Origin of the sequence: Pseudomonas sp. 203-8, from assembly GCF_020708595.1 — a bacterium.
Taxonomy (GTDB): domain Bacteria; phylum Pseudomonadota; class Gammaproteobacteria; order Pseudomonadales; family Pseudomonadaceae; genus Pseudomonas; species Pseudomonas aeruginosa.
The window spans coordinates 442,405-469,352 of sequence record NZ_JAJFDF010000002.1; the positions used below are offsets into that span (position 1 = coordinate 442,405).

Genomic DNA, 26,948 nt, shown 5'->3' on the forward strand with positions numbered 1-26,948 from the left:
GTGGAACGGGAAACCGCCAAGTCTATCGCAGCGGTGAATCGCCTTACTGCTTCAGCGCAGGTTTTTCTCCCCGGCGAGTCCCGGATGGGATTGCGCCAGGCCTTCCTTGAGATAGTCCACCAGTTGCCTGACTTTCGGCGACAGGTGCCGCTGCTGCGGGTACAGCGCCCATACCGCGGTATTCGGCGGCTGGTGGCCTTCCAGCAGGGAGACCAGGCGGCCGCTGCGCAGATGCTCGATCACATAGTAGTCGGGCAGCTGGCACAGGCCGAAGCCGCGCAGGGCGGCGTCGAGCACCGCCTGGCCGCTGTTGCAGCGCCAGTTGCCCTGGACCCGGTGCTGGGTTTCCCGGCCGTCCTCGAGGAAGCTCCACAGGTCGCTGCTGCCGATCAGGCAGTTGAACTGGCCGAGTTCCGCCGGCGACTGCGGAGTGCCGTGGCGGCGCAGGTATTCCGGGGTGGCGCAGAGGTACATGACGCGTGGTGCCAACCGTGTGGCGACCAATCGCGAATCGCTCAGGCGGCCGAGGCGGATGGCCAGGTCGAAGCCCTCGTGGAGCAGGTCCAACTGGCGGTTGGACAGCTCGATGTCGACCCGCAGTTGCGGATAGTCGGCCATGAAGGCATTCACCAGCGGCACGATGAAACGTTCGCCGTAGGCTACCGCGCAGGTCATGCGCAGCAGGCCCTTGGGCTCCGCGGAGAGGTCGCTGACCGCGCGCAGGGCTTCGTCGCGGGCGTCCTGCAGGCGCTGGCAATGTTGCAGGAAGGTCTGTCCGGCTTCGCTCAGCGATACTCGCCGGGTGCTGCGGTAGAGCAGGCGGGTCTGCAGGCGCTCCTCCAGGCGGGCGACCTGGCGGCTGATGTGCGACGAGGAAACGCCCATGCGTTCGGCTGCCGCGGTGAACTGCCCGGTTTCGGCGACAGCGACGAATTCGTCGAGTCCTTCCCAGCGATTCATCTGGATTGTCCCTGTATGGCAATAATGTTTTGATTATTGCCTGATTATTCCTTGAAACGCGGTTTTCTACACTTTCCGTTTCAGTGGGTCGCTTAGCGGCCCGCCGGCTTCCATCGTTCAGGAGTTCCCAGATGATCAAGTCCCGTGCCGCCGTCGCCTTCGCCCCCAACAAGCCGTTGGAAATCGTCGAGGTGGATGTGGCGCCGCCGCAGAAGGGCGAGGTACTGGTGCGCATCGTCGCCACCGGCGTCTGCCATACCGACGCGTACACCCTGTCCGGCCAGGATTCCGAGGGGGTGTTCCCGTGCATCCTGGGCCACGAAGGTGGCGGCATCGTCGAAGCGGTGGGCGAGGGCGTGACCTCCCTGCAGGTGGGCGACCATGTCATCCCGCTCTACACCGCCGAGTGCGGCAAGTGCAAATTCTGCCTGTCCGGCAAGACCAACCTCTGCCAGGCCGTGCGCGCCACCCAGGGCAAGGGCCTGATGCCCGACGGCACCAGCCGTTTCTCCTACAAGGGCGAGCCGGTCTTCCACTACATGGGCTGCTCGACCTTCTCCGAATACACCGTGCTGCCGGAAATCTCCCTGGCGAAGATTCCCAAGGACGCGCCGCTGGATAAGGTCTGCCTGCTTGGTTGCGGCGTCACCACCGGGATCGGCGCCGTGCTGAATACCGCCAAGGTGGAAGAGGGCGCTACCGTCGCCATCTTCGGCCTGGGCGGTATCGGCCTGGCGGCGATCATCGGGGCGAAGATGGCCAAGGCCGCGCGCATCATCGCGGTCGACATCAACCCGGGCAAGTTCGACATCGCCAGGGAGCTGGGCGCCACCGACTTCATCAATCCGAAGGACTACGACAAGCCGATCCAGGACGTCATCGTCGAACTGACCGATGGCGGCGTCGACTACTCCTTCGAGTGCGTCGGCAACGTGCAGTTGATGCGCGCCGCGCTGGAATGCTGCCACAAGGGCTGGGGCGAGTCGGTGATCATCGGTGTCGCCGGCGCCGGCCAGGAAATCAGCACCCGGCCGTTCCAACTGGTCACCGGCCGCGTCTGGCGCGGTTCGGCGTTCGGCGGGGTGCGCGGGCGCAGCGAGCTGCCGAGCTATGTCGAGAAGGCGCAGAAGGGCGAGATCCCGCTGGATACCTTCATCACCCACACCATGGGGCTGGAGGACATCAACGAGGCCTTCGAGCTGATGCACGAAGGCAAGAGCATCCGCACCGTCATTCATTACTGACAAGCCGTCGCGGCGGGCCCTGCGGCTCGCCACGACCGTTTCACGGAGGTCACGTGAAGGATTCCCTCGAACTGATCGGCAGCCAGAAGACCTTCGGCGGCTGGCACCAGCGTTACCGTCATTTTTCCCGGACCCTGAACTGCGAGATGGTCTTCGCCATCTACCTGCCGCCCCAGGCCGAGCCGGAGGCGGCGCTGCCGGCCCTGTACTGGCTGTCCGGGCTGACCTGTACCGACGAGAACTTCATGCAGAAGGCCGGCGCCCAGCGGGTCGCCGCCGAACTGGGATTGGTACTGGTGGCGCCGGATACCAGCCCGCGCGGCAGCGGTGTCCCCGGCGATCCCGACGGCGCCTGGGACTTCGGCCTGGGCGCAGGCTTCTACCTGAACGCCACGCAGGAGCCCTGGGCCGCGCACTACCGCATGCACGACTACGTGGTGCACGAGTTGCCGGCGCTGATCGAGGCGCATTTCCCGGTGTCCCGGCGGCGCGGCATCAGCGGGCACTCGATGGGTGGGCATGGCGCGCTGGTTTGCGCGCTGCGCAACCCGGGGCTCTACCTGTCGCTGTCGGCCTTCGCGCCGATCTGCCATCCGAGCGATTGTCCCTGGGGCCATAAGGCGTTCTCCCGCTACCTGGGCGAGGACCCGGCGGCCTGGCGCGAGTGGGATGCCTGTGCGTTGCTCGAGGGTGCGTCCGAACGCTTGCCGATCCTGGTCGACCAGGGCGAGCGCGACGACTTCCTCGCCGTCCAGCTCAAGCCGGAAGCGCTACGCAATGCGGCGGACAAGGCCGGCCACCCGCTGGAGCTGCGTCTGCAACCAGGTTACGACCACAGCTACTACTTCATCGCCAGTTTCATCGAGGATCACCTGCGCCATCATGCCGGGGTTCTCAACGGTTGATCCGCGATACCTGAAGCCTGTCCCGATCCGGGGTAGAATCACGCCCTGATTCCAACCAGGGCGTTTTTTCATGCGAATTGGCCATGGCTACGACGTGCATCGCTTCGGCGAGGGCGACTTCATCACCCTCGGCGGCGTGCGCATTCCCCACAAACATGGGCTGGTCGCCCACTCCGACGGCGACGTGCTGCTGCACGCCTTGTCCGATGCGCTGCTCGGCGCGGCGGCGCTGGGCGACATCGGCAAGCACTTCCCGGACACCGACCCGCGGTTCAAGGGCGCCGACAGTCGCGCGCTGCTGCGACACGTGGTCGCCATCGTCGCCGAGAAGGGCTGGAAGGTCGGCAACGTCGACGCCACCATCGTCGCCCAGGCGCCGAAGATGGCGCCGCACATCGAGACCATGCGCGGGTTGATCGCCGAGGACCTCGGCGTCGCGGTCGACCAGGTCAACGTCAAGGCCACCACTACCGAGCGGCTAGGTTTCACCGGACGCGAAGAGGGCATTGCTGTACATGCGGTCGCTTTGCTGATGGCCCGATGAGCGTTCTCGGCGAACTCGACCTGCTCGGGCCGCGCGCCCATGGGGCAGCCTGCGGCGAGGCGGTGCTCAAGGCCGTGGCCGAGGACTTCCAGGTCGACGAGGTGCTGGACATTCCCCTCAGCGGTGAAGGCGAGCACCTCTGGTTGTGGGTGGAAAAGCGCGGATTGAACACCGAGGAGGCGGCCCGTCGCCTCGGCCGCGCCGCCGGCGTGCAGCAGAAGAACGTCAGCTACGCCGGGTTGAAGGACCGCCAGGCCCTGACCCGGCAATGGTTCAGCCTGCACCTGCCGGGCAAGGCCGATCCCGACCTGGGCGCAGCCGAGGGCGCGGACCTGCGGATTCTTCGCCGCACCCGTCATTCGCGCAAGTTGCAGCGAGGCGCGCATGCCGCCAACGGCTTCACCCTGCGTCTGACCGGGCTGCGGGCGGAGCGTGCCGTTCTCGACGCGCGCTTGGAACGTATCGCCGCGGACGGCGTGCCCAACTATTTCGGCCTGCAACGCTTCGGCCACGGCGGCGGCAACCTGGTCGACGCGCGCAGTTGCGCGGAACAGGACCTGCTGCCGGCAAACCGCAACCTGCGTTCGCGCTTCCTTTCCGCCGGGCGCAGCTACCTGTTCAATCGCCTGCTCGCCGAGCGGGTCGCGGAGGGTAGCTGGAACCGGGCAGCGGTCGGCGACCTGCTGGCCTTCACCGACAGCCGCAGCTTTTTCCTCGCTGGCGAGGAAGAATGCCGCGATGCCCGTCTGGCCGCCCTCGACCTGCACCCCACCGGACCGCTCTGGGGCGAGGGCGATCCGCCGAGCGGCGCCGGCGTCCTCGAACGCGAGCTGGCCCTGGCCGGGAGCGAGCCGGCGCTCTGCCGCTGGCTGGCGAAGGCGGGCATGGCGCACGAACGGCGCATCCTGCGGCTCCCCATCCAGGGGCTGGCGTGGCATTATCCCGAACCTGATGTTCTGCAACTGGAATTCGTCCTGCCGGCCGGTTGTTTCGCCACCGTAGTGGTGCGTGAAATCCTCGACCTGGTACCGACAGGGCAGACGGAAAACCCATGCGCATACTGATTGCCAACGACGACGGGGTGACCGCACCCGGTATCGCCGCGCTTTACGACGCGCTGGCGGATCATGCCGATTGCGTAGTGATCGCCCCCGACCAGGACAAGAGCGGCGCCAGCAGTTCCCTGACGCTGGACCGCCCGCTGCACCCGCAGCGCCTGGACAACGGATTCATCAGCCTCAACGGCACGCCGACCGACTGCGTGCACCTGGGCCTGAACGGCTTGCTGGAGGAATTGCCGGACATGGTGGTCTCGGGTATCAACCTGGGCGCCAACCTCGGCGATGACGTCCTCTATTCCGGTACCGTGGCGGCGGCCATCGAAGGGCGCTTCCTGAAGGGGCCGGCCTTCGCCTTCTCGCTGGTCTCGCGGTTGACGGACAACCTGCCCACCGCCATGCACTTCGCCCGCCTGCTGGTCTCCGCCCACGAGCGCCTGGCCGTGCCGCCGCGTACCGTGCTCAACGTCAATATCCCGAACCTGCCGCTGGATCGCGTACGTGGTATCCAACTGACCCGCCTCGGGCACCGCGCCCGTGCCGCCGCACCGGTGAAGGTGGTCAATCCGCGCGGCAAGGAAGGCTACTGGATCGCCGCGGCCGGCGATGCCGAGGATGGCGGGCCGGGGACGGATTTCCACGCGGTCATGCAAGGCTACGTGTCGATCACTCCGTTGCAGCTGGACCGTACCTTCCACGAAGCCTTCGGCGGCCTCGACGAGTGGCTGGGAGGACTGACGTGATGTCCGAAGACCTGCATCGCCGGGGTATCGGCATGACCTCCCAGCGTACCCGAGAGCGCCTGATCCAGCGCCTGTACGAAGAAGGCCTTTCCAACGCCCACGTGCTCGAGGTGATCCGCCGCACGCCGCGTCATCTGTTCGTCGACGAGGCGCTCTCGCATCGCGCCTACGAAGACACCGCCCTGCCGATCGGCCACAACCAGACCATTTCCCAGCCGTTCATGGTGGCGCGGATGACCGAGTTGCTGCTGGCGGCCGGCCCGCTGGACAAGGTCATGGAGATCGGCACCGGGTCCGGCTACCAGACCGCGGTGCTGGCGCAACTGGTCGAGCGGGTCTTCTCCGTCGAGCGGATCCAGGCGTTGCAGGACAAGGCCAAGGAGCGTCTTGCGGAGCTAAACCTGCGTAATGTTGTCTTTCGTTGGGGCGATGGCTGGGAGGGTTGGTCGGCGTTGGCTCCCTACAATGGAATCATCGTCACCGCGGCGGCCACGGAAGTCCCGCAGTCGTTGCTGGACCAGTTGGCGCCTGGGGGGCGCCTGGTGATCCCGGTCGGTGGCGGCGAGGTCCAGCAACTGATGCTGATCGTCCGCACCGAGGACGGGTTCAGCCGCCAGGTACTCGACTCGGTACGTTTCGTCCCGCTGCTCAACGGCCCGATCGCCTGAGCCGGCGGCCGGCGTCGCCGGCCCGATTGAACGAAAGCGAAGAAGATGGATAAGGGGGAAGGATTGAGGCTAGCAGCGACCCTGCGGCAATGGACTCGGCTCTACGGTGGCTGCCACCTGTTGCTCGGGGCCGTCGTCTGTTCCCTTCTCGCCGCCTGTTCGTCGTCGCCTCCCGGCGGGGTCAAGGTCGTCGATCGCAACGGTTCCGCGCCTGCCGCTGCGCGGCGTACGCCGGTCACCAGCGGGCAGTACATCGTGCGCCGCGGCGACACCCTGTATTCCATTGCCTTCCGCTTCGGCTGGGACTGGAAAGCCCTGGCCGCGCGCAATGGCATCGCGCCGCCCTATACCATCCAGGTCGGTCAAGCTATCCAATTTGGTGGGCGGGCATCGACGCAACCGTCCGTCGCGAAAAACACGCCGGTCGTCGCTGCGCCCGTGGCGACCAAGCCTACCCCGGTTCCACCCGCAGTTAGTACGTCGGTACCTGCCAAGCCCGCACCGGCTCCGGCCTCGACCACGACCCCACCCAGCAGCGGCGCGACTCCCGTCGTCGCGGGGCCTGCGGTGGGGGGGTGGGCATGGCCTGCGAGCGGTACTCTGATCGGCCGTTTTGCCTCAAACGGAAGTTTGAATAAAGGGATTGATATAGCCGGTCAATTGGGCCAGCCTGTCCTGGCTGCGTCTGGTGGGACCGTTGTATACGCCGGTAGTGGTTTGCGGGGCTACGGCGAGTTGGTCATCATCAAACACAACGAGACCTACGTGAGTGCCTACGGTCACAACCGCAGGCTGCTGGTGCGGGAAGGGCAACAGGTCAAGGTAGGGCAATCGATTGCCGAGATGGGCTCCACAGGAACCGATCGGGTGAAGCTGCACTTCGAGATTCGCCGCCAGGGTAAGCCTGTCGATCCACTGCAATATTTGCCACGTCGCTGACCGGGAGTTCGCCCGCCCACATCATGTAGGTGAGCGGGTCCGGGCGTGTCCAGCGGGAAAGGAATCGCCCGGGCTTGAGTCGAACTCATGCAAGGGATAACGACATGGCACTCAAAAAAGAAGGGCCGGAGTTTGACCACGATGATGAAGTGCTCCTCCTGGAGCCCGGCATCATGCTGGACGAGTCGTCTGCCGACGAGCAGCCTTCTCCCCGGGCAACTCCAAAAGCCACCACTTCCTTCTCTTCCAAACAACACAAGCACATCGACTACACGCGCGCGTTGGACGCAACGCAGCTGTATCTCAACGAAATCGGTTTCTCGCCCCTGTTGACGCCCGAAGAGGAAGTCCACTTCGCTCGTCTGGCGCAGAAGGGCGATCCCGCTGGTCGGAAGCGGATGATCGAGAGCAACCTGCGGTTGGTGGTGAAGATCGCCCGGCGCTATGTCAATCGCGGACTGTCCCTGCTCGACCTGATCGAGGAAGGCAACCTAGGCCTGATCCGCGCCGTGGAGAAGTTCGATCCGGAGCGCGGATTCCGGTTCTCGACCTACGCCACCTGGTGGATCCGCCAGACCATCGAGCGGGCCATCATGAACCAGACCCGGACCATTCGCTTGCCGATCCATGTGGTCAAGGAGCTCAACGTCTACCTGCGTGCGGCGCGGGAACTGACCCACAAGCTCGACCACGAACCTTCACCCGAAGAAATCGCCAACCTGCTGGAGAAGCCGGTCGCCGAGGTCAAGCGCATGCTCGGCCTGAACGAACGGGTGACTTCGGTGGACGTCTCTCTTGGTCCGGACTCGGACAAGACCCTGCTGGATACGCTCACCGACGATCGCCCCACCGATCCGTGCGAGCTGCTGCAGGATGACGATCTCAGCGAAAGCATCGACCAGTGGCTGACGGAACTCACCGACAAGCAGCGTGAGGTGGTGATTCGCCGCTTCGGCTTGCGCGGTCACGAAAGCAGCACGCTGGAAGAGGTCGGCCAGGAAATCGGCCTGACCCGCGAGCGGGTTCGTCAGATCCAGGTCGAGGCGCTGAAGCGCCTGCGGGAGATCCTGGAGAAGAATGGCCTGTCGAGTGACGCGCTGTTCCAGTGACGGAAAACCTTAGACCCACTGAAGACCCGGCGTTCGCCGGGTTTTTTGTGTCTGCTCTTGTAAGCATTAACTTACACGGCGTGTGAGCCTAAGTAGATAAATGCCCGGGAGGTTTGCCAAAAACGCTCGGTGAATTTAAGTAACTTATTGAAATTAAAGGAATATATTTTTCTAAAATGGCTGCCGAAGAAGCTTCGCTGGGTTTTCTGGCAGGTTGCGGGAGCACTGGGAATCGCTAATATCACTCCTGCGTACAGGGAACACGCAACCCCGAAGGATCGGGGAAGGGACGTCGCCAGGGAGGCGATTCATCAGGATGATGACGAGGGACTGAAGAGTGGGCGGGGTAATACCCCGCCCCTTTTTTTTGCCTGCCGTTTTACTCGTCGCCAAAGAAAAGGCCCGCTGATTGCGGGCCTTGGCGTATCAGCGCTCCAGATGCTGGAGCTTGCCGGCGACGCCGTCCCATTCCTCGGCGTCGGGCAGGGCATCCTTCTTCTCGGTGATGTTCGGCCAGACTTCCGCCAGCTCGCTGTTCAGCTCGATGAATTCCTGCATGTTCTCCGGCACTTCGTCTTCGGAGAAAATCGCCTGGGCCGGACATTCGGGCTCGCACAGGGCGCAGTCGATGCACTCGTCCGGATGGATGACCAGGAAGTTGGGTCCTTCGTAGAAGCAGTCTACCGGGCAGACTTCCACGCAGTCGGTGTATTTGCACTTGATGCAGTTGTCGGTGACGACGAAGGTCATTTTCTAGTTCTCTCCTCAGGCGGGCGGCTAAGCGCGCGCGATTCTAGCAGCTTGTGCGGTAGTCCGTCAGACCCGCATCTTCCATGCATATAACAGATCGAGAGCTTGCCGCGGGCTGATATCGTCGGGATTGATCCTCGACAATTCATCGATCACCGGGTGCGGCAGGCTGGCGAACAGGTCGCTCTGCATCGGCGAGGCGGGCTTGCCGCTCTGCTGGCTCGGCATCTCGTGCGGCAGGCTGGTGGTTTCCAGGCGCTTGAGGTGTTCGCGGGCGCGCTGGATTACCGGGGCCGGCACGCCGGCCAACTGGGCCACCGCGAGGCCGTAGCTCTGGCTCGCCGGTCCCGGCAGTACATGGTGCAGGAACACGATGCGTTCATTGTGCTCGGTCGCGTTCAGGTGCACGTTGGCTACCGCGGGCTGGCTTTCCGGCAGTACGGTCAGTTCGAAATAGTGGGTGGCGAACAGGGTGAAGGCGCGAGTCCGGGCCAGGTCCTCGGCCGCTGCCCAGGCCAGCGACAGGCCGTCGAAGGTGCTGGTGCCGCGGCCGACCTCATCCATCAGCACCAGGCTCTTGTCGGTGGCGTTGTGCAGGATGTTGGCGGTTTCGCTCATCTCCACCATGAAGGTCGAGCGGCCGCCGGCAAGGTCGTCGGACGAGCCGATGCGGGTGAAGATGCGGTCCACCAGGGACAGCTCGCAGCGTGCAGCCGGAACGAAGCTGCCGATGTGCGCAAGCAGCACGATCAGCGCGGTTTGCCGCATGTAGGTGGATTTACCGCCCATGTTCGGACCGGTGATCACCAGCATCCGGGTGTCGGCATCCAGCGCCAGGTCGTTGGCCACGAACGGTGTCTCCAGCACCTGCTCGACCACCGGATGGCGGCCTTGCTCGACGTGCAGGCAGGTGTGTTCGACGAACCGCGGGCGATTCAGGTCGAGGTTCAGCGCGCGTTCGGCGAGATTCGCCAGCACGTCCAGTTCCGCCAGCGCCGAGGCGCTGTCCTGGAGCGGAGCGAGGTGGCCGATCAGGCGTTCCAGCAGCTCTTCGTAGAGCGCCTTCTCGCGGGCCAGGGCGCGGCTCTGGGCCGAGAGCGCCTTGTCCTCGAAGGCCTTCAGTTCCGGCGTGATGAAGCGCTCGGCGCCTTTCAGGGTCTGCCGGCGGATGTAGTCGGCCGGCGCCTGTTCGGCCTGCACCCGTGGCAGCTCGATGAAGTAGCCATGGATGCGGTTGTAGCCGACCTTCAGGTTGGGCAGGCCGGTGCGGGCCTTCTCGCGCGCTTCCAGGTCCATCAGGAATTGCCCGGCGTTTTCGCTCAGCGCCTGCAGCTCGTCCAGCTCGGCGTCATAGCCGGTCTTGATCACGCCACCGTCGCGGATCACCGCTGGCGGGTTGTCGATGATCGCCTTGGCCAGCAGTTCGGCGAGTTCGGGATAGGTGCCGATGGTGGTGGCCAGCGCCTGCAGGTGCGGCGCTTCCAGTTCGGTCATGGCGTTCTGCAGGTCCGGCAGCGCCGCCAGCGCGTCGCGCAGGCGCGCCAGGTCGCGAGGGCGGGCGTTGCGCAGGCCGATGCGGGCGAGGATGCGTTCGAGGTCGCCGATTTCCTTGAGCTGCGGTTGCAGGTTCTCGAAGCGGTAGCGTTCCAGCAGGCAGGCGATGGACTCCTGGCGGGCTTCCAGTACCGCGCGGTCACGCAACGGACGGTTCAGCCAGCGGCTCATCAGGCGGCTGGCCATGGCGGTCTGGCAGCGGTCGACCACCGATTGCAGGGTGTTCTCGCGGCCACCGCTGAGGTTGATATCCAGCTCCAGGTTGCGGCGGCTGGCACCGTCGAGGATCACCGTGTCATCGAGGCGGTCGTGGCGCAGGCTGCGCAGGTGCGGCAGGGCGGTACGCTGGGTTTCCTTGGCGTAGGCGAGCAGGCAGCCGGCGGCGCCGATGGCCAGGGTCAGGTTCTGGCAGCCGAAGCCTTTCAGGTCCTGGGTGCCGAATTGCTGGCAGAGGCTCTTGTGCGCCGAGTCGCGATCGAAGTCCCACGGCGCGCGGCGACGTACGCCGCGGCGCTTCTCCGCCGGCAGGCCCTGTGGCCAGTCGTCGGGAATCAGCAGCTCGGCCGGGTTGAGGCGCTCCAGTTCGGCCAGCAGGGTTTCCCAGCCTTTTATCTCCTGGACGCTGAAGCGGCCGCTGGTGATGTCCAGCACGGCGAGGCCGAACAGGCGCTCGTCGCCGAGGATTGCCGCCAGCAGGTTGTCGCGGCGTTCGTCGAGCAGCGCCTCGTCGCTCACCGTGCCGGGGGTGATGATCCGCACCACCTGGCGCTCCACCGGCCCCTTGCTGGTGGCCGGGTCGCCGATCTGCTCGCAGATCGCCACCGACTCGCCGAGCTTGACCAGCTTGGCCAGGTAGCCCTCCGCCGAATGGAAGGGAATGCCTGCCATCGGGATCGCCTTGCCGCCGGACTGGCCGCGCGCGGTCAGGGTGATGTCGAGCAGCTTGGCGGCCTTCTTCGCGTCCTCGTAGAACAGCTCGTAGAAGTCGCCCATGCGATAGAACATCAATTGGTCGGGGTGCTGATGCTTCAGTTTGAAGTACTGCTGCATCATTGGCGTGTGCTGAGAGAGGTCGGTCATACGGGCCTTCGGAAGCGGGCTTTGGACGGTGCAAAAGAGGGCAATGTTAACCCGATTCACCGGCCTGTGTCGGGTCCGTTCGGAACCGGCGCGGACCCTCAGGTCCGCGCCTGTGCGGGCTGCTTTCAGCGTGCCGCGGTATAGCTGGCGCCGAGCTTCTGCCGACCGTCGGGCAGGTTGATCTGCGCCGGGTCGAGACGCCAGACCCGCGCCGCGGCGATGTCACCGAGGAGCAGGCTGTAGGTCGGGTCGAACGAAGTGCTGGAGAAGATCAGGTAGTCCTCGTTCACCGGCGCGGCATCGGAATTGTCGCCCTGGCAGTGGTTGAGCGGCAGGATCGCCGGGGTGCCGGGCGGGCTGTTGGGTACGACCATGGCCAACTGGTCGTTGCCGGCCGGCTGGGTACGCGAGAGGAAGTAGGCGGTGTAGTCGCGTACCACCGGGTAATAGTCGCGGCCCCCCGCGGCCGGGGTGGCGAGGGGGCTGACCTGGCCGTTCTCCAGGTTCCTGCGCACCACCCGCAGGCTGTCGCCGGCTCCTGTCGCGTAGACCACGTACTTGCCTGAGGGGGTGAGGAACGGCATCGACTCCTCGGTGCTCCAGCCGTCGCTGGTCACGGCTTTCCAGGCGCTCACGCCGACGCTGCCATCGCCATTGAAGACCAGGGTGGCGAGGCGGATGTCGCCCTCGTGCTTGAGCACGACCTGGCGGCCGTCGAAGGAGAACTTCGGGTCCTCGTTGCGACCGCCGATGGCCGCGGTCAGGTTGCTTGGCGCCTGGGTACCGCCGATGGCCCAGGCGAACACGTGCCAGGCGCCATTCTGGCGGCCCATGAAGGTCAGGTAGCGGCCGTCCGGGGAGAAATGCGCATTCATCGGGTCCTCGATGTTCCAGCCGGGCTGGTTGAGCTGGCGGGTGCTCTTGCTCTTGAAATCGTGCAGGTAGAGGTTCGAGGAGCCGTCCCCGTACTCCATATAGCTGTGGTAGACCAGGCGCCCGCCGAGCGCGGGCAGGCTGCTGGCGGGTTGCAGGGCCAGGTTGGCGGTGCAGGCCGCATGGGCGGGGAGGCTGGCAACGGGGGAGAGGAGCAGGGCGAGGGAGAGCAGAGAGACCTTGAATGGCGCGATGTTCATGGGGTGCCTTTCCTTGGACGGTGATGGAACACGCATGTTCGCGCATTCGCTGCCTTCGCGCGGTTGCGCTTGTCCGAAAGCTGCTTCTGAATGGAAAAGCCGATGGTGTAGGGTAGTCCCTTTCCGTTTCTACCCTGGAGAACAGTGATGACCCTGATGGAGTCCGACCTGACCGCACTGGCCGCCCGCCTCGGCGAAAGCCTTCGTTACCTGGGCGAGCAGGTCAGCACGGCGGAATCCTGCACCGGTGGCGGCATCGCCGAGGCGATCACCCGCATCCCGGGGAGTTCGGGCTGGTTCGAGGCTGGCTACGTGACCTACTCGAACCGCCAGAAGACCCTCCAGCTGGAGGTGCCCGAGTCGCTGTTCCCGGCAGTCGGCGCGGTCAGCCGGGAAGTGGTCGAGGCCATGGTGCGCGGCGCCCAGCGGCACAGCGGGGCGCGTTTCGCGGTGGCGGTGAGCGGTGTCGCCGGGCCCGACGGCGGCTCGCCGGAAAAGCCGGTAGGCACGGTCTGGCTGGCCTGGGCCGACGGCGAGCGGCTGGTCAGTGAGCGCTGCCAGTTCAACGGCGACCGCGACGCCGTGCGCCGGCAGACGGTGGCGACCGCGCTGACCGGCCTGCTGCGCATGAGCAACGGCGAGAACCCGGGCTAGCCGCGCCTGCGGGCAACCGTTCGGAACATTCTTCCCGTCGGGGGTAGGCGAGCGACTTGCCCTGTGGAATAATACTGTCTACTTATACAGTTGTTCGTGGCCGTCCGGCCGCCCTGACTTCGCGAGGACTTCAATGGACGAGAACAAGAAGCGCGCCCTGGCCGCGGCCCTGGGACAGATCGAACGCCAATTCGGCAAAGGCGCGGTCATGCGCATGGGCGACCATGAGCGCCAGGCGATCCCGGCCATCTCCACCGGCTCCCTGGGCCTGGACATCGCCCTCGGCATCGGCGGCCTGCCCAAGGGCCGGATCGTCGAGATCTACGGTCCGGAATCCTCGGGCAAGACCACCCTGACCCTCTCGGTGATCGCCGAGGCCCAGAAACAGGGCGCCACCTGTGCCTTCGTCGACGCCGAGCACGCGCTCGATCCCGACTATGCCGGCAAGCTGGGCGTCAACGTTGACGACCTGCTGGTCTCCCAGCCGGACACCGGCGAGCAGGCCCTGGAAATCACCGACATGCTGGTGCGCTCCAACGCGGTCGACGTGATCATCGTCGACTCCGTGGCCGCGCTGGTACCCAAGGCCGAGATCGAAGGCGAGATGGGCGACGCCCACGTCGGCCTGCAGGCACGCCTGATGTCCCAGGCGCTGCGCAAGATCACCGGCAATATCAAGAACGCCAACTGCCTGGTCATCTTCATCAACCAGATCCGCATGAAGATCGGCGTCATGTTCGGCAACCCGGAAACCACCACCGGCGGTAACGCACTGAAGTTCTACGCCTCGGTCCGCCTGGACATCCGTCGTACCGGCGCGGTGAAGGAAGGCGACGAGGTGGTGGGTAGCGAAACCCGCGTCAAGGTGGTGAAGAACAAGGTTTCCCCGCCGTTCCGCCAGGCCGAGTTCCAGATCCTCTACGGCAAGGGCATCTACCGTACCGGCGAGATCATCGACCTGGGCGTGCAATTGGGCCTGGTCGAGAAGTCCGGCGCCTGGTACAGCTACCAGGGCAGCAAGATCGGCCAGGGCAAGGCGAACGCCGCCAAGTACCTGGAAGACAATCCGGAAATCGGTTCGGTACTGGAGAAGACCATTCGCGACCAGTTGCTGGCCAAGAGCGGCCCGGTGAAGGCCGACGCCGAAGAAGTGGCTGACGCCGAAGCCGATTGAGGCCAATGGCGACCGTGCTCGATACGCCCGTCGCCGTGCGGCGGGCGGCCATGGATCTGCTGGCGCGCCGTGAGCACGGGCGCGCCGAGCTTTCCCGCAAGTTGCGCCAGCGTGGCGCGTCTGCCGAGTTGATCGATCCTGCCCTCGACCGCCTGGCCGAGGAAGGTCTGCTCGACGAATCCCGCTATCTCGAAAGCTTCATCGCCAGTCGCGCCCGTAGCGGCCATGGGCCGTTGCGCATCCGTGAGGAACTGGCGCAACGCGGTCTGCCGCGCGCCGATATCGAAAGGGCGCTGGGTGCCTGCGAGGTCGACTGGAGTGCGCAATTGCGTGAGGTCTGGCGCCGCAAGTTCGCCCGCCTGCCGCAGGACGCCAGGGAAAAGGCCCAGCAGGGCCGCTTCCTGGCGTACCGGGGTTACTCCATGGAGTCGATCAGCCGCCTGTTGAACGGCCGCAGCGACGATTGAGCGCGTGCCGGAGCGGCAGCTTCAGTCCCAGTTTTCCGGCAGGTTGATGTAGTCCAGCAATTCCCGCAGCCGCCCCTGGTCGCGCCCGTTGAACACGAAGGCGAGGCGGGTCAGGTTGCGGAACTCCGGTTCGTCCTGTTCCTGCTCGCTGTAGGCCTGCTGCTGGAAGCCGCCGCTCAGGCAGAGGCTGGCGAAGTGTTCGTGCAGGTGCGCCAGCGCGGCTTCGTTCAGGGCGTGGTTCAGGCGAATCACGAAAGTGCCTTTCAGCCAGCGGCTGGAGTGGAAATTGCGGTAGAACTGGGCGATTTCCTTCACCGCGTCTTCGGCCGAATGCACCAGGCGCATCAGGCGCATGTCGGCCGGCAAGATATAGTGATTCTCCAGCAACTGTTCCTGCATGAACTCCAGGGCGTGTTCCCAGTAGCGGCCGCCCGGCTGGTCGAGCAGCACGATCGGCACCAGCGGACTCTTGCCGGTCTGTACCAGGGTCAGCACTTCCAGTGCCTCGTCTAGGGTGCCGAAGCCGCCGGGGCAGAGCACCAGGGCGTCGGCTTCCTTGACGAAGAACAGCTTGCGCAGGAAGAAAAAGTGGAACGACAGCAGGTTGCCGCTGCCGTCCACCGTATGGTTGGCGTGCTGCTCGAAGGGCAGGGTGATGTTGAAGCCCAGGCTGTTCTCCAGCCCGGCGCCTTCGTGGGCGGCGGCCATGATGCCGCCGCCGGCGCCGGTGATCACCATCAGGTCGTAGCGGGCCAGTTCCTCGCCCAGCTTGCGCGCCAGGGCATAGACCGGATGTTCGACTGGCGTGCGCGCCGAGCCGAACACGGTGACCTTGCGTCGCCGCTTGAACTGCTCGAGGACGCTGAAGGCATGCTCCATCTCGCGCAGGGTCTGCAGCATGATCTTGGCGTCCCAGCGGTTGCGGTCGGCCTGGGCCATGCGCGTCACGGTGAAGAGCATCTCGCGGTAGAGCGCGAGATTGGGGCTGTCGCCGGGAGCCGCAAGGGCCGCCAGTTCGTCGACCTTCCGCGCCAGGTCGGTGCCGCTGGTCTGGAAGTGCCGGGAAAGATAGTCATCGGCTTCGTAGGGCATTCGCATACTCCTTCTACAACCACCCTGGACAGGCGGTCATCCGCATACTGCCACGGACTGCGTGACAGTTGCGGACGGCGGCTCAGATCTCGATGCGTTCGCCGGGCTCCGGTATCTCGGCATCCCAGTCGAGACGCTCGCGGATCGCGCCCTGCAGCGCTTCCATCTTTTCCCGCTCGCCATGTATCAGGTATAGCGCTGGACGGTGGGCGAAGTGAGCGACCCAGTCGAGCAGCTGCGATTGCCCGGCGTGGGCGGAGAAGCCGCCGAGGGTATGGATCTGCGCCTTGACCGCGATGCGCTGGTGGAACACGCGAACCGCGCTGGCGCCGTCGACGATGTTGCGGCCCAGGGTGCCGCGCGCCTGGAAGCCGGGGAATACCACATGGCATTCCGGGCGCCAGAGGTTGTGCTTGAAGTGATGGACGATACGGCCGCCGGTGCACATGCCGCTGCCGGCGATGATGACCGCGCCGCTCTTGATCCGGTTGATCGCCATCGACTCGTCGGCGCTGCGGGTGACGCGCAGCACCGGCAGCCATTCCTCCAGGCGGGTGGTGCCGGTGCCGCGAATGTACTCGCGGTCGCGGTCGTCGAACTCGTTGCTGTGGCGCAGGTAGATGCCATTGGCACGGGCGGCCATCGGGCTGTCGAGGAATACCGCCTGTTGCGGCAGGCGGCCCTCCTGGTAGAAGCGGCCGAGGTAGTAGAGCAGGTCCTGGGTGCGACCGACGGCGAACGACGGGATCAGCACGTTGCCGCCGTCGCGATGCGCCTGGTCGAGAATCGCCGCCAGTTCCTCCAGGGTGTCGTTGCTGTCGCGGTGATCGCGATCGCCGTAGGTGGATTCGAGCATCACCACGTCGGCCCGGCTCAGCGGCGAGGGCGCTCGCATCAACGGCGAGCAGGTGTTGCCGAGGTCGCCGGAAAACACCAGGCGGCGCGGTTGCACCTGGTCGTGGAATTGCACTTCGACGATCGACGAGCCGAGGATGTGCCCGGCGTTGTGAAAGGTCACCCGCACGCCACGAGCGACCGCCACGGTGCTGCCGAGGCTGATCGGCCTGCGCAGCTTGAGCGCGCGTTCGGTGTCGGCCTGGGTATACAGCGGCTTGATGCTCGGCTTGCCGATCCGGTTGCGCCAGCGGTTCTCCCACTCGGCGTCCTTTTCCTGGATGTGCGCGGAGTCCAGCAGCATGAGTTCCAGCAGTTCGCAGGTGGCCTCGGTGGCGAAGATCGGGCCCTTGAAGCCCTCGGCCGCCAGGCGCGGCAGCAGGCCGCTGTGGTCCAGGTGGGCGTGGGAGATGACCACCGCGTCGATGCTCGCGGGATCGAAGGGGAAGGGCGCGCGGTTGCCGTTGTCGGCTTCGCGGCGCCCCTGGCGCATGCCGCATTCGAGCAGGACCTTCACGCCATCGAGGGTTTCCAGCAGATAACAGGAGCCAGTGACCTCCTGGGCGGCGCCTAGAAACGTCAGTGATGCCATCGAGCCTCCTCCGTCAGAGCTCTGTCGACACCCCGATACCTTTCGGGGATCGTGGAATGCCATGGAACCTTCGTACAGGGCCAGGGTGAACGAATCGGGGGCGGGGAGCTTGATGCAGGTCAGCGCCCTTTGCCGTGTGCTGCCTAGACTGCAAGGCACCACTAGGGAGGCTACCCACCATGAGTCAGATTCTGCCCAGTCAGGACGAGTTGCTTGCCCATGCGGCGGCCGAGCCGGCGTTTGCCGCGTGGCTGCAAGGCCATGGTCCGCTCCAGCATAGCGCAGAGACCCGCGCCGCCGTGTTCCGCACCGCTCATCAATTGGTCCAAGCCGGGCTGCAACCGGACCTGGCCAGCGTCTACCAGCTGTTCCGCGCCCTCGACCGGCTGACCGCCAGCGCCCTGCGCATCGTCGTGCACATGACCTACGCCCGGCGCATCCGCCTGGACGGCCAGCCGTTGCAGGCCGAGGATTTCAAGACACAGCCCGAGGGCCACACCGGCGGAGCCCTGAACATGGTCCCGGCCTACGCCGGCTATCTGGCACTCAACGTCCTGACCGGCAAGACTCGCGCCTGGCTGATGGGCCAGGGCCATTGCGTGGCCGCCATCGACGCGCTGAACGTCCTCACCGGCAACCTGCACCCGGAGCAGGAGCGCGCCTATGCCGACGGCGAGGAAGGGCTGAACCGCTTGCTGCAGGACTTCTACGGCTACGCCCAGGCCCCCAACGGCGCACCGGCGGCGCCACTGGGCAGCCACGTGAATCCGCATACCGCCGGCGGTATCGCCGAGGGCGGTTACCTCGGCTTCGCCGAATTGCAGTACGCGCACATGCCGCTGCCCGGCGAGACCCTGGTGGCGTTCCTCTCCGATGGTGCCGCCGAGGAACAGCGCGGCAGCGACTGGATTCCGCGCTGGTGGCGAGCCGAGGATTGCGGGGCGGCGCTGCCGGTGATGATCGCCAATGGCCGGCGCATCGAGCAGCGCACCGAGCTGGGCACCCATGAGGGGCTGGAGGGCTTCAAGCTGCATCTGCGCCGCTGCGGCTTCGATCCGATCAGCTTCGATGGGCGCGACCCGGCCGCCTTCGTCTGTACGCTCTGGGAGATGGAGCAGCGCCTGGAGCGGCGCGTGCAGGAGAAGAACAGCGGCATCCTCCGCTACCCGCTGCCGATTCCCTACGGCATCGCCGAGACGGTCAAGGGCTTCGGCTTCTATGGCGCCGGCAGCAACGCCGCGCACAACCTGCCGCTGCCGGGCAATCCGCATAACGACGAACAGGCCCGGCAACTGTTCAACCAGCATGCAAACGAACTCTGGGTCGAGCCTGAGGCTCTCGAATTGGCCCGCCGGCTGTTCGCCGAGCAGCGCGGCGAGCGTCCCCTCGAACGGGACAACCCGCTGGCCCTGCGCCATCCCATCGAACCGATCATCCCGCCGCTGCGCTATCGCGACGACGCCTGCTCGCCGATGGCCGCGCTGGACCGCTTCTATACCGAACTGGTGGAGGCCAACCCCGACCTGCGCGCCCGGGTCGGCAATCCCGACGAATTGGCCAGCAACCGCCTCGGCGGCGTGCTCAAGGCGCTCAAGCATCGGGTCAGCGAGCCGGAGAGCGAACTGGAATCGGTGAGCGGTCGGGTCATCACCGCGCTCAACGAGGAGGCGGTGGTGTCCGCCTGCCTGGCCAACCAGGGCGGACTCAACCTGGTTGCCAGCTACGAGGCGTTCTGCGTGAAGATGCTCGGCGCGGTGCGCCAGACCCTGATCTTCGCCCGCCAGCAGAAGGAAGTCGGGCGTCCGGCCGGCTGGCTGGGCTGGCCGCTGGTCGCTACTTCGCATACCTGGGAGAACGGCAAGAACCAGCAGTCGCACCAGGACACCACCTTCTGCGAGGCCCTGCTTGGCGAGATGAGCGACATGGTCCGGGTGCTCTTCCCGGCCGATCACAACAGCGCCCTGGCGCTGCTACCGACGATCTACCGCAGCCGGGGGCAACTGGCCTGCCTGGTGATCCCCAAGCGCGACCGGCCGATGGTGTTCGACGCCGTCCAGGCCGAGCGCCTGGCCCGCGACGGCGCGATCCTGGTCGAGGAGCGCTGCGGCTCCGATCCGCTGCTGCTGATCGCCAACGGCAGCTACCAGCTCGAACAGATGCGCCGCGCCGCGCAGCGCCTGGCCGAGGCCGGGCAGGCCTACCGGCTGGTCTACCTGCAGGAGCCGGGACGCTTCCGCGCGCCGCGCGATCGCTGGGAGGTCGAGGCGGTGGCCGACGAGGCGCTGGTGGAACGACTGTTCCCGGATAGCCATGAGCGCCGCGTGCTACTCACCCATATGCGCGCGGAAGTGGCGCGCGGTCATCTTTGGCCGATCCTGCCGGATGCCCGGCGCACCTCGGTACTCGGCTATCGCAACCGCGGCGGCACCCTCGACGAGGCGGGCATGCAGTTCGCCAACCGCGCCTGCTGGGGCAACGTGCTGGCGGCTTGCGCCCGCTTGATGGAGGTCCCGCGCACCGCGCTGCTGACCCCGGAGGAAGCGGCGGCGGTGGCCGGCAAGGGCGATCCGGCGTTGTTGCGCTGAGTTCGGCTGCGTATCGGCGGATAACGTCTGTGGCGTTATTCGCCCTGCCGAACGGGGGCGGGTGTCTGGCGAAGGCAGGGTGTGGGCAGGGTATCGGCGGATAGCGTCGGCGACGTCATTCGCCTACGGAGCGGGGGGACGAAGCGGCTTGAGCAGCCCGTCCAGCCCGTCGATCTTCAGTTCCAGGGTCAACTGCATCAGCCGCCCGAGTTCACCAGGCGGGAAGCCTTTCTTGTAGAACCACAGCAGGTACTCCTCCGGCAGGTCGACCAGCATCCGTCCCTGGTACTTGCCGAACGGCATCGGCGTCCTGGCGATCTTCAGCAGATGCTGCTTGTCCAGCATGGCGACCGCGCGGCGCGCTTACTTCTTGCCCTGGATGCGGCAGCTGCCGGCATCGAAGCGTTCGGTGGCGACCGGCTGGTTGGTCTTGTACTCGGTGAAGCTGTAGGTGAGGATCGCGCCGCGGGCGAGCAACTGGCGATAGCCGGTGTTGCTGCACACGCTATCGCCGAGCTGGCTGCGCACGCTGTCCGGGTTGGAGCGCATGCGCTCGGCGTGGCTGGCGCGTACGCTGAGGTGATTGATCAACTGGTTGCCTTCGACGGTGTAGCCCTGGTCGAGGATGTCTTCGTTGATGGCGCGGGGAGTGCCTACGCTGCTTTCCTTGGCCACTTTCTCCAGCATCTTGCTCAGTTCGAAATCCTTGAGCGAGGCGGCATGGGCGGCGGTGGGCAGGACGAAACAAAGGGCAAGGGCCATGAAGCGCGACATCGAAGATCTCCTGGGGCAATAAGCGGATTCGACCGATGGAGGGGGCGAATTGTTTCCGTCGGCCCATTCCCGGGACGGACGGTGGCGAATGGGCGCCATGTTACCGCGTTCGGGGCGGGGCACGGAAACGCAAAAGGGCGACCGAGGGTCGCCCTTTCGTCGATAGCGGTGCGGATCAGCGCAGCTTGATCTCTGTCCAGAGCTTGTTCAGGGCGCGTCGCTGGCGCGAGTTCAGGTCCTTCAGCGGCTCCAGCCTGGCCTGGGTGGTGGCGTCCGGGAACAGGGCGGCGAGCGTCTTGATTTCCGGCTTGATGAAGGGCAGGGCGGCGGCGTTGGGCGTGCCGGTACCGATCTGGTTGGTCAGCTCGGAAGCGTTCCGACCGTCGAGCATGAAGTCGATGAAGCGGTAGGCCAGGTCAGGGTTCTTCGAGCCCTTGTGGATCACCATGTTGTCGATGGCCAGCACCGCACCTTGGCGGGGCAGGGCGAAGTCGACCTTGAAGGCGCGGCCGGCAGCCTCCGCGTCGGCCCTGGCCTGGTACATGTCGCTGGAGTAGCCATGGGCGACCCAGATGTTGCCCAGGGTCAGCTCCTTGATATAGCTCGACGAGTTGAACGCGGCCCAGTACGGCTTGGCCGCGAGGATCAGCGCCTGGGCTTCCTTCCAGTGCTGCGGGTCGGTGTCGTTGGCGGAGTGACCGAGGTACTTCAGGGCGGCGCCGAACAGTTCCTGCGGGTCGTCCATCACCGTGACCCTGCCCTTGATCTTCTCCAGGACCGCCGGGTCGAAGATCACCGACCAGTCGGCGGGGTCGATGCCCAGCTTGTCCAGCTCGGTCTTGTTGTAGCCGACCAGGGTGGTGGTGAAGGCGTAGGGCAGGGAATAGCGGTTGCCCTTGTCGAAATCCTTGTCGAGGTAGCCCGCGGCCTCGTTGCTCAGGTTCGCCAGGCGACTCTTGTCCAGCTCCAGCAGGTCGCCCTTGCGGATCAGCGCCTCGACCGCGTTCTGGGTCGGGATGATCACGTCGTAGCCGCTGGCCCCGGCGGCCAGCTTGGCCATCATTTCCTCGGTGCCGGAATAGAACTCCTGCACCAGCTCGCAGCCACATTGCTGCTCGAAGCGTTTCAGCGTGTCCTCGGCGATGTAGTCGTTCCAGTTGAACAGATACAGCTTCTCGGCGGCGGTGGCCTGGGCGGCTCCTGCCATGAGGGTTGCGACGAGCAACAGCTTTTTCATCATGGTTCCTTGTTACGGGGTGGCAGGGCTCCGGAAACCGGAGCAGGGCAAGGCCGCGGGCCTCTCCGGGAGGCACGCGGGTTTCGGCGGATCAATGGCCCTTGATGGCGCTGGGGGAGAGTTTCGAGGCGATCACGATCAGCACCAGGGTGAGCAGCATCAGCAGGGTGGAGACGGCGTTCACTTCGGGCGTCACGGCGATCTTGATCATGGTGTAGATCTGCGTCGGCAGGGTGGCGAAGCCGCCGCCGGCGGTGAAGAAGGTGATCACGAAGTCGTCGATGGACAGGGTGAAGGCCATCAGCGCGCCGGCGACGATGCCCGGCATGATCAGCGGCAGGGTCACCAGGCGGAAGCTCTGCCAGGGCGTGGCACCGAGGTCGCGGGCCGCCTCGGTGAGGGTTTCGTCCATGCCCGACATGCGCGCCTGCACCACCAGGGCGACGAAGCCGACCGAGAAGGTGATGTGCGCGAGGGTCACCGAGAGCATGCCCAGGCTCATGTTCAGGCCGATGAAGAAGATCACCAGCGAGACCCCCATCAGGAGTTCCGGAATGGCGATCGGGGTCAGCACCAGCAGGGGCAGCACGCGCAGCTTGAAGCGATGCAGGGCGACCCCGGCGAGGGTGCCGAGCAGGGTCGCCACGCTGGCCGAAACCAGCGCGATGACCAGCGAGTTGGCGGCGGCCTGGAGCATGTCGCGGTTGCCGAACAGCTTGCGGTACCAGTCCAGGGTGAAGCCCACCCACTCGGCGTTCAGCCGCGAGTCGTTGAAGGAGTACAGCACCACGATCACCAGCGGTACGTAGAGGAACAGGTACACCAGCGCGGTGGCGCTCCAGAGCAGGTAGGGCCTACGCATGGGCGCCTCCCTTGCGGGCGCGCGCGGCGCCCATGCCGAGGGCGACCAGCAGCAGGATGCAGCCGGTCAGGGCGATCGACAGCGCGCTGCCGAACGGCCAGTCGCGGGAGTCGAGGAACTGGCTCTTGATCAGGTTGCCGATCATGATGCCGTCGGTACCGCCGACCAGGTCGGGGATGGCGAACATTCCCAGCACCGGGATGAATACCAGTGCCGCGCCGGCGGCCACGCCCGGCAGCGAGAGCGGGAAGGTCACCCGCCAGAAGCGTTGCCAACGACCGGCGCCGAGGTCCTGGGCGGCGTCCAGCAGGGCCGGGTCGTGTTTCTCCAGGTTGGCGTAGAGCGGCAGGATCATGAACGGCAGGTGCACGTAGACCATGCACAGGATCACCGCGAACGGGGTGAACATCAGGCTGATCGGCTGCGCGCCGAACAGGTCCAGCGCGGCGTTGATCCCGCGGGTCAGGGCACCGGACGGCGAGAGGATGATCATCCAGGCGTAGACGCGTACCAGCAGGTTGCTCCAGAACGGCAGGATCACCAGCAGGATCAGCAGGTTGCGCCACTTCGCCGGGGCCCGGGCGAGGGTGGTCGCCACCGGGTAGGCGAGCAGCAGGCAGGCCAGGGTGGTGACCAGGGCGTAGCCGAAGGATTTGACGAACAGTTGCAGGTACACCCAGCTCTCGGTGAGCCGGGTGTAGTTCTCCACGCTGAGGTCGTAGACGGTCTGCCCGTCCTCGCTGTACATCCAGGGCGCCAGGCCGCCGTAGTCGCCGGGAAAGCGGAACGAGGCGAACAGCATGATCAGCGCCGGAACCAGGAAGAAGAACAGCAGATACGCTTGCGGCGGCCAGACCAGCAGCCACTTGCCGAGGTTCTTTCTCATCGTGTCAGGCCCTGACCAGATGGCCGGCATCGAAGCGCCAGGCGGCTTCCACCGCGTCGCCCACCTCGAAGAACTTGGCTCGGCCGGGCGTGGCGTTGGGCAGCAGGGTTTCCAGGCGCTCGCCGTTCTCCAGTTCGACGATGTACAGGGTCACGTCGCCCAGGTAGAGCAGTTCGGCGACGCGACCGCGGAAGTGCACCTCGTCGCTGTCGGCGGTGACGCTCTGCGCCAGGCGGATCTTCTCCGGCCGCAGGGTCAGCACGCAGGCCTCGCCGGGCTGGGCGTCGAAGGATTTCAGCGCCTGGACCTCGCCCAGGCCCCTGAGGTCGATGCGCACGCGTTCGCCGTCGACCGCCTCGACCGTGGCGTCGAGCAGGTTGCACTGGCCGATGAAGTCGGCGACGAAACGACTGCGCGGGAAGCTGTAGATGGTTTCCGGGGCGTCCAGTTGCTCCACCCGGCCCTGGTTCATCACCGCGATGCGGTGCGACAGCGCCAGGGCTTCGCCCTGATCGTGGGTGACATAGACGAAGGTGATGCCGACGTCCTTCTGCAGGTTGATCAGTTCGATCTGCATTTCTTCGCGCAGCTTGGCGTCCAGCGCCGACAGCGGTTCGTCGAGCAGCAGCAGGCGCGGCCGGTTGACCAGCGCGCGGGCGATCGCCACGCGCTGGCGCTGGCCGCCGGAAAGCTGTGTCGGCATGCGCCCGCCCTTGTCCGCCAGGCGCACGTCCTTCAGGGCCTGTTCGACGCGGGCGTCGATCTCGCTCTTCGCCACTCCGGCCATCTTCAGCGGGAAGGCGATGTTCTGCGCCACGCTCATGTGCGGGAACAGCGCGTAGCTCTGGAACACCGTATGCACCGGGCGCTTCTCCGGCTCGACGCCGGCGAGGTCCTGGCCGTTGAGGCGGATCTCGCCGCTGTCCGGCTGGTCGAAGCCGGCGAGCATGCGCAGGAGGGTGGTCTTGCCGCACCCGGAAGGGCCGAGGAGGGTGAAGAATTCGCCGGTGTTGATCGTCAGGCTGACATTGTCGACGGCGGTGAAGTCGCCGAAGCGGCGGGTCACGTTGCGGATCTCGAGCAAGGGGGGCGTCACTCGTCTGGAGAGGCAGTAAGGTCAGCGGGCGGAGCCGGCTGCCCGGTGTCGAAAAAGGGGGCGGATTATAGGGATCGCATCCCGCTCTAACTAGACGTCTGAGGCCCCTGTGAAGAATTTTTTTTCGCGGCCTCGGAAGTTGTCCGACAAAGCAGGAGCCACGCGGGCTCTGATAGAATTTCGCGGTCGCTTTCCAGCCCGTTTCCTCGAGTCTTCGATGTTCCTTCGCCCGTCCTTTCCGTATCGGGAGCCTGCCCGATGAGCCATGCCGTTTCCCGCTTGCGCCAGGAGCGCCTGGCGCGCAGCCTGAAACCCTTCGTCGCGCGCGGTTCGCGCATGCCGCGCTGCGAAGGCTGTCGGCTGCTGCCGAGCTATTGCATGTGCGCCTGGCGGCCGCGGGTCGAGGCGCGCGCCGGCATGTGCCTGGTCATGCACGACATCGAGGCGCTGAAACCGACCAACACCGGCTGGCTGATCGCCGATACCGTGGCCGACACCTTCGCCTTCGGCTGGTCGCGCACCGAGGTCGACCCGCGCTTGCTGGAGTTGCTGGCCGACCCGCAGTGGCAGCCATACCTGGTGTTCCCCGGCGAATACGTGGCGGCGGAGCGGGTGGTGAACGAGGTCGCCCCGCTGGTGGAAGGCAAGCGACCGCTGTTCATCCTGCTCGACGCGACCTGGACCGAGGCGCGCAAGATGTTCCGCAAGAGTCCCTACCTGGAGCCGTTCCCGGTGCTCAGCCTGCTGCCCGAGCAGCTCTCGCGCTATCGCCTGCGTCGCTCGACCCGTGGCGAGCACCTGTGCACCGCCGAAGTGGCGGCGCTGTGCCTGGAGCTGGCTGGCGACGAGGCTGCGGGCGAGGCGCTCGGCGCCTACCTGGAGGTGTTCAGCGAGCGCTACCTGGGCGCCAAGCGGCACATTCCGCTGGACGAGGCCAGCCCGGCGCACCGTGCCCTGGCGCCGTTCCGTGGCTGAGTGTCAGGCCGGGCGCGCTTCGGCGGCGAGCTTGCGCGGCCACAACTGCGCCACCAGCATGCCCGCCAGCATCAGCGCGCAACCGAAATAGCCGCGCAGGTGCAGGGTCTCGGCGAGGAACAGGGCGCCGGCGATGGCGGCGAACACCGCTTCCAGGGACAGGATGATCGCCGCATGGGAAGCGATGGCGTGCTTCTGCGCCACCACCTGCAGGGTGAAGCCGGTGCCGACGCCGAGCAGGCCGCCGTATAGCAGGGCGGGACCGGCCTGGACGATGGCGTCCCAGTGGATTTCCTCGAAGACCAGTGCCAGCAGCAGGCTGACCGCCGCGCAGGTGGCGAACTGCAGGAAGGCCAGGCGGATCGGGTCGTAGCGGCTGGCGAACAGGCCTACCAGCAGGACGTGCGCGCCCCAGACCACCGCGCCGGCCAGTTGCAGCCAGTCGCCGGAGGCGACCTGGAAGCCCGGGCCGATGCTCAGCAGGGCCATGCCGAGCACCGCCAGCGACGCCCCCAGCCAGGTGCCCGCGCCGGTGCGCTGGCCGAATAGCAGGCCGAGCAACGGCACGACGATCACGTAGAGCCCGGTGATGAAGCCGGAGTTGGTCACGCTGGTGAACAGCAGGCCGACCTGCTGCAGGTTGATCCCGGTGGTCAGGGCGACGCCGAGGATCACACCGGCGAGCAACTGTCCGCGATGGAAGGGTTGCGCGCCGTCGCGTCGCGAGCGCAGCATCAGCAGTGGCACCAGCACCAGGGCACCGAGGACGAAGCGCAGGCCGGTATAGAGGAACGGCCCGATGGCGTCCATCCCCAGGCGCTGGGCGACGAACGACACCCCCCAGATCATGGCGGTGATCAGCATCAGGACATCGGCACGCAGGGCTTGGCTTCGCATGGCTCGCTCGACGGGGCGGGGAGGGTCCGCCACTCTGCCAGCAAGCCGGGGTGTTTGAAAAGACGAACGCGGTGTA

General features: G+C 66.0%; 26 protein-coding genes. 13 read left to right on the forward strand and 13 right to left on the reverse strand.

The genetic code is table 11. The features are described 5' to 3' along the window. Nucleotides 1-51 precede the first annotated feature (51 nt). Entirely contained in the window at nucleotides 52-960 is a 909-nt protein-coding gene (gene gfnR / locus LJF27_RS05520) for a glutathione-dependent formaldehyde neutralization regulator (RefSeq protein WP_003098564.1), read from the reverse strand. A 131-nt stretch (nucleotides 961-1,091) separates the two neighbouring features. Here gfnR and LJF27_RS05525 point away from each other — a divergent pair, with 131 nt between their 5' ends. The 8 genes from LJF27_RS05525 (at nucleotide 1,092) to rpoS (ending at nucleotide 8,170) form a co-directional block, all read left to right on the forward strand. Then, complete coding sequence (locus LJF27_RS05525) at nucleotides 1,092-2,204, forward strand: S-(hydroxymethyl)glutathione dehydrogenase/class III alcohol dehydrogenase (protein ID WP_003124150.1); 1,113 nt, start codon at nucleotides 1,092-1,094, stop codon at nucleotides 2,202-2,204. A gap of 53 nt (nucleotides 2,205-2,257) precedes the next feature. Beyond that, complete coding sequence (fghA, locus tag LJF27_RS05530; protein ID WP_023117118.1) at nucleotides 2,258-3,109, forward strand: S-formylglutathione hydrolase; 852 nt, start codon at nucleotides 2,258-2,260, stop codon at nucleotides 3,107-3,109. 70 nt (nucleotides 3,110-3,179) lie between these two features. Next, complete coding sequence (gene ispF / locus LJF27_RS05535) at nucleotides 3,180-3,653, forward strand: 2-C-methyl-D-erythritol 2,4-cyclodiphosphate synthase (protein ID WP_003098560.1); 474 nt, start codon at nucleotides 3,180-3,182, stop codon at nucleotides 3,651-3,653. Then, on the forward strand, nucleotides 3,650-4,717 hold the full coding sequence (gene truD / locus LJF27_RS05540; RefSeq protein ID WP_004345456.1) for a tRNA pseudouridine(13) synthase TruD: 1,068 nt from the start codon (nucleotides 3,650-3,652) through the stop codon (nucleotides 4,715-4,717). The genes ispF and truD overlap by 4 nt, the downstream gene beginning before the upstream one ends. Continuing rightward, entirely contained in the window at nucleotides 4,705-5,454 is a 750-nt protein-coding gene (gene surE, locus LJF27_RS05545) for a 5'/3'-nucleotidase SurE (protein ID WP_003092341.1), read from the forward strand. The genes truD and surE overlap by 13 nt, the downstream gene beginning before the upstream one ends. A 32-nt stretch (nucleotides 5,455-5,486) precedes the next feature. Then, nucleotides 5,487-6,122, forward strand: coding sequence for a protein-L-isoaspartate(D-aspartate) O-methyltransferase (locus LJF27_RS05550; RefSeq protein WP_003098558.1), 636 nt, complete (start codon nucleotides 5,487-5,489; stop codon nucleotides 6,120-6,122). Nucleotides 6,123-6,167: 45 nt separating this feature from the next. Then, the gene (locus LJF27_RS05555; protein WP_003115226.1) at nucleotides 6,168-7,061 is read left to right on the forward strand and encodes a peptidoglycan DD-metalloendopeptidase family protein; all 894 of its coding nucleotides are present in this window, start codon (nucleotides 6,168-6,170) and stop codon (nucleotides 7,059-7,061) included. Between the two features lie 104 nt (nucleotides 7,062-7,165). Further along, nucleotides 7,166-8,170, forward strand: a complete 1,005-nt coding sequence (rpoS, locus tag LJF27_RS05560) for an RNA polymerase sigma factor RpoS (RefSeq protein ID WP_003113871.1) — start codon at nucleotides 7,166-7,168, stop codon at nucleotides 8,168-8,170. Nucleotides 8,171-8,596: 426 nt separating this feature from the next. On the opposite strand, the gene fdxA is transcribed toward rpoS, so the two are convergent. The 3 genes from fdxA to LJF27_RS05575 form a co-directional block, all read right to left on the reverse strand. Further along, nucleotides 8,597-8,920 (reverse strand): ferredoxin FdxA, encoded by a 324-nt coding sequence (gene fdxA / locus LJF27_RS05565; RefSeq protein WP_003092272.1) that lies wholly within the window; start codon nucleotides 8,918-8,920, stop codon nucleotides 8,597-8,599. Between the two features lie 66 nt (nucleotides 8,921-8,986). Beyond that, the gene (gene mutS / locus LJF27_RS05570; protein ID WP_023102903.1) at nucleotides 8,987-11,554 is read right to left on the reverse strand and encodes a DNA mismatch repair protein MutS; all 2,568 of its coding nucleotides are present in this window, start codon (nucleotides 11,552-11,554) and stop codon (nucleotides 8,987-8,989) included. A 125-nt stretch (nucleotides 11,555-11,679) separates the two neighbouring features. Further along, a complete protein-coding gene (locus LJF27_RS05575; RefSeq protein WP_023102904.1) occupies nucleotides 11,680-12,687 on the reverse strand; it encodes a TolB family protein in 1,008 nt (335 codons plus the stop codon). A gap of 147 nt (nucleotides 12,688-12,834) precedes the next feature. Between LJF27_RS05575 and LJF27_RS05580 the strand changes: the two genes are divergently transcribed. The 3 genes from LJF27_RS05580 (at nucleotide 12,835) to recX (ending at nucleotide 14,982) form a co-directional block, all read left to right on the forward strand. Next, nucleotides 12,835-13,341, forward strand: coding sequence for a CinA family protein (locus LJF27_RS05580; protein ID WP_003092262.1), 507 nt, complete (start codon nucleotides 12,835-12,837; stop codon nucleotides 13,339-13,341). Between the two features lie 133 nt (nucleotides 13,342-13,474). Beyond that, nucleotides 13,475-14,515, forward strand: a complete 1,041-nt coding sequence (gene recA / locus LJF27_RS05585; protein WP_003092260.1) for a recombinase RecA — start codon at nucleotides 13,475-13,477, stop codon at nucleotides 14,513-14,515. 5 nt (nucleotides 14,516-14,520) lie between these two features. Continuing rightward, entirely contained in the window at nucleotides 14,521-14,982 is a 462-nt protein-coding gene (gene recX / locus LJF27_RS05590) for a recombination regulator RecX (RefSeq protein WP_003119355.1), read from the forward strand. 21 nt (nucleotides 14,983-15,003) lie between these two features. Here the strand turns inward: recX and LJF27_RS05595 are convergent, their stop codons facing one another. Continuing rightward, nucleotides 15,004-16,074, reverse strand: a complete 1,071-nt coding sequence (locus LJF27_RS05595) for an LOG family protein (RefSeq protein WP_003092255.1) — start codon at nucleotides 16,072-16,074, stop codon at nucleotides 15,004-15,006. An 82-nt stretch (nucleotides 16,075-16,156) separates the two neighbouring features. Then, nucleotides 16,157-17,560, reverse strand: a complete 1,404-nt coding sequence (locus LJF27_RS05600) for an MBL fold metallo-hydrolase RNA specificity domain-containing protein (protein ID WP_003129952.1) — start codon at nucleotides 17,558-17,560, stop codon at nucleotides 16,157-16,159. A 179-nt stretch (nucleotides 17,561-17,739) separates the two neighbouring features. On the opposite strand from LJF27_RS05600, the gene LJF27_RS05605 reads away from it, so the two are divergent. Beyond that, nucleotides 17,740-20,145: a phosphoketolase family protein gene (locus LJF27_RS05605; RefSeq protein ID WP_003113876.1), complete on the forward strand. Its 2,406-nt coding sequence runs from the start codon at nucleotides 17,740-17,742 to the stop codon at nucleotides 20,143-20,145. Between the two features lie 123 nt (nucleotides 20,146-20,268). Here LJF27_RS05605 and LJF27_RS05610 read toward each other — a convergent pair whose 3' ends face one another. The 6 genes from LJF27_RS05610 to LJF27_RS05635 all read right to left on the reverse strand — a co-directional run bounded on the left by LJF27_RS05610 (nucleotide 20,269) and on the right by LJF27_RS05635 (nucleotide 25,000). Then, nucleotides 20,269-20,490, reverse strand: coding sequence for a DUF3820 family protein (locus LJF27_RS05610; RefSeq protein ID WP_003092249.1), 222 nt, complete (start codon nucleotides 20,488-20,490; stop codon nucleotides 20,269-20,271). An 18-nt stretch (nucleotides 20,491-20,508) separates the two neighbouring features. Then, a complete protein-coding gene (locus LJF27_RS05615) occupies nucleotides 20,509-20,919 on the reverse strand; it encodes a quorum-sensing-regulated virulence factor family protein (protein ID WP_003092248.1) in 411 nt (136 codons plus the stop codon). A gap of 175 nt (nucleotides 20,920-21,094) precedes the next feature. After that, a complete protein-coding gene (locus LJF27_RS05620; RefSeq protein ID WP_003113877.1) occupies nucleotides 21,095-22,159 on the reverse strand; it encodes a polyamine ABC transporter substrate-binding protein in 1,065 nt (354 codons plus the stop codon). Between the two features lie 88 nt (nucleotides 22,160-22,247). Further along, nucleotides 22,248-23,018, reverse strand: coding sequence for an ABC transporter permease (locus tag LJF27_RS05625; protein WP_003098480.1), 771 nt, complete (start codon nucleotides 23,016-23,018; stop codon nucleotides 22,248-22,250). Then, complete coding sequence (locus tag LJF27_RS05630) at nucleotides 23,011-23,904, reverse strand: ABC transporter permease (protein WP_003092241.1); 894 nt, start codon at nucleotides 23,902-23,904, stop codon at nucleotides 23,011-23,013. Before LJF27_RS05630 ends, LJF27_RS05625 begins: the two co-directional genes overlap by 8 nt. Nucleotides 23,905-23,908: 4 nt before the next feature. Next, nucleotides 23,909-25,000 carry an ABC transporter ATP-binding protein gene (locus tag LJF27_RS05635; RefSeq protein WP_003119359.1) on the reverse strand — a complete coding sequence of 364 codons (1,092 nt, stop codon included), beginning with the start codon at nucleotides 24,998-25,000 and terminating at the stop codon, nucleotides 23,909-23,911. A gap of 258 nt (nucleotides 25,001-25,258) precedes the next feature. On the opposite strand from LJF27_RS05635, the gene LJF27_RS05640 reads away from it, so the two are divergent. After that, the gene (locus LJF27_RS05640) at nucleotides 25,259-25,975 is read left to right on the forward strand and encodes a tRNA-uridine aminocarboxypropyltransferase (protein WP_003098478.1); all 717 of its coding nucleotides are present in this window, start codon (nucleotides 25,259-25,261) and stop codon (nucleotides 25,973-25,975) included. Nucleotides 25,976-25,978: 3 nt separating this feature from the next. On the opposite strand, the gene LJF27_RS05645 is transcribed toward LJF27_RS05640, so the two are convergent. Continuing rightward, the gene (locus LJF27_RS05645; protein ID WP_073653002.1) at nucleotides 25,979-26,905 is read right to left on the reverse strand and encodes a DMT family transporter; all 927 of its coding nucleotides are present in this window, start codon (nucleotides 26,903-26,905) and stop codon (nucleotides 25,979-25,981) included. Nucleotides 26,906-26,948 lie beyond the last annotated feature (43 nt).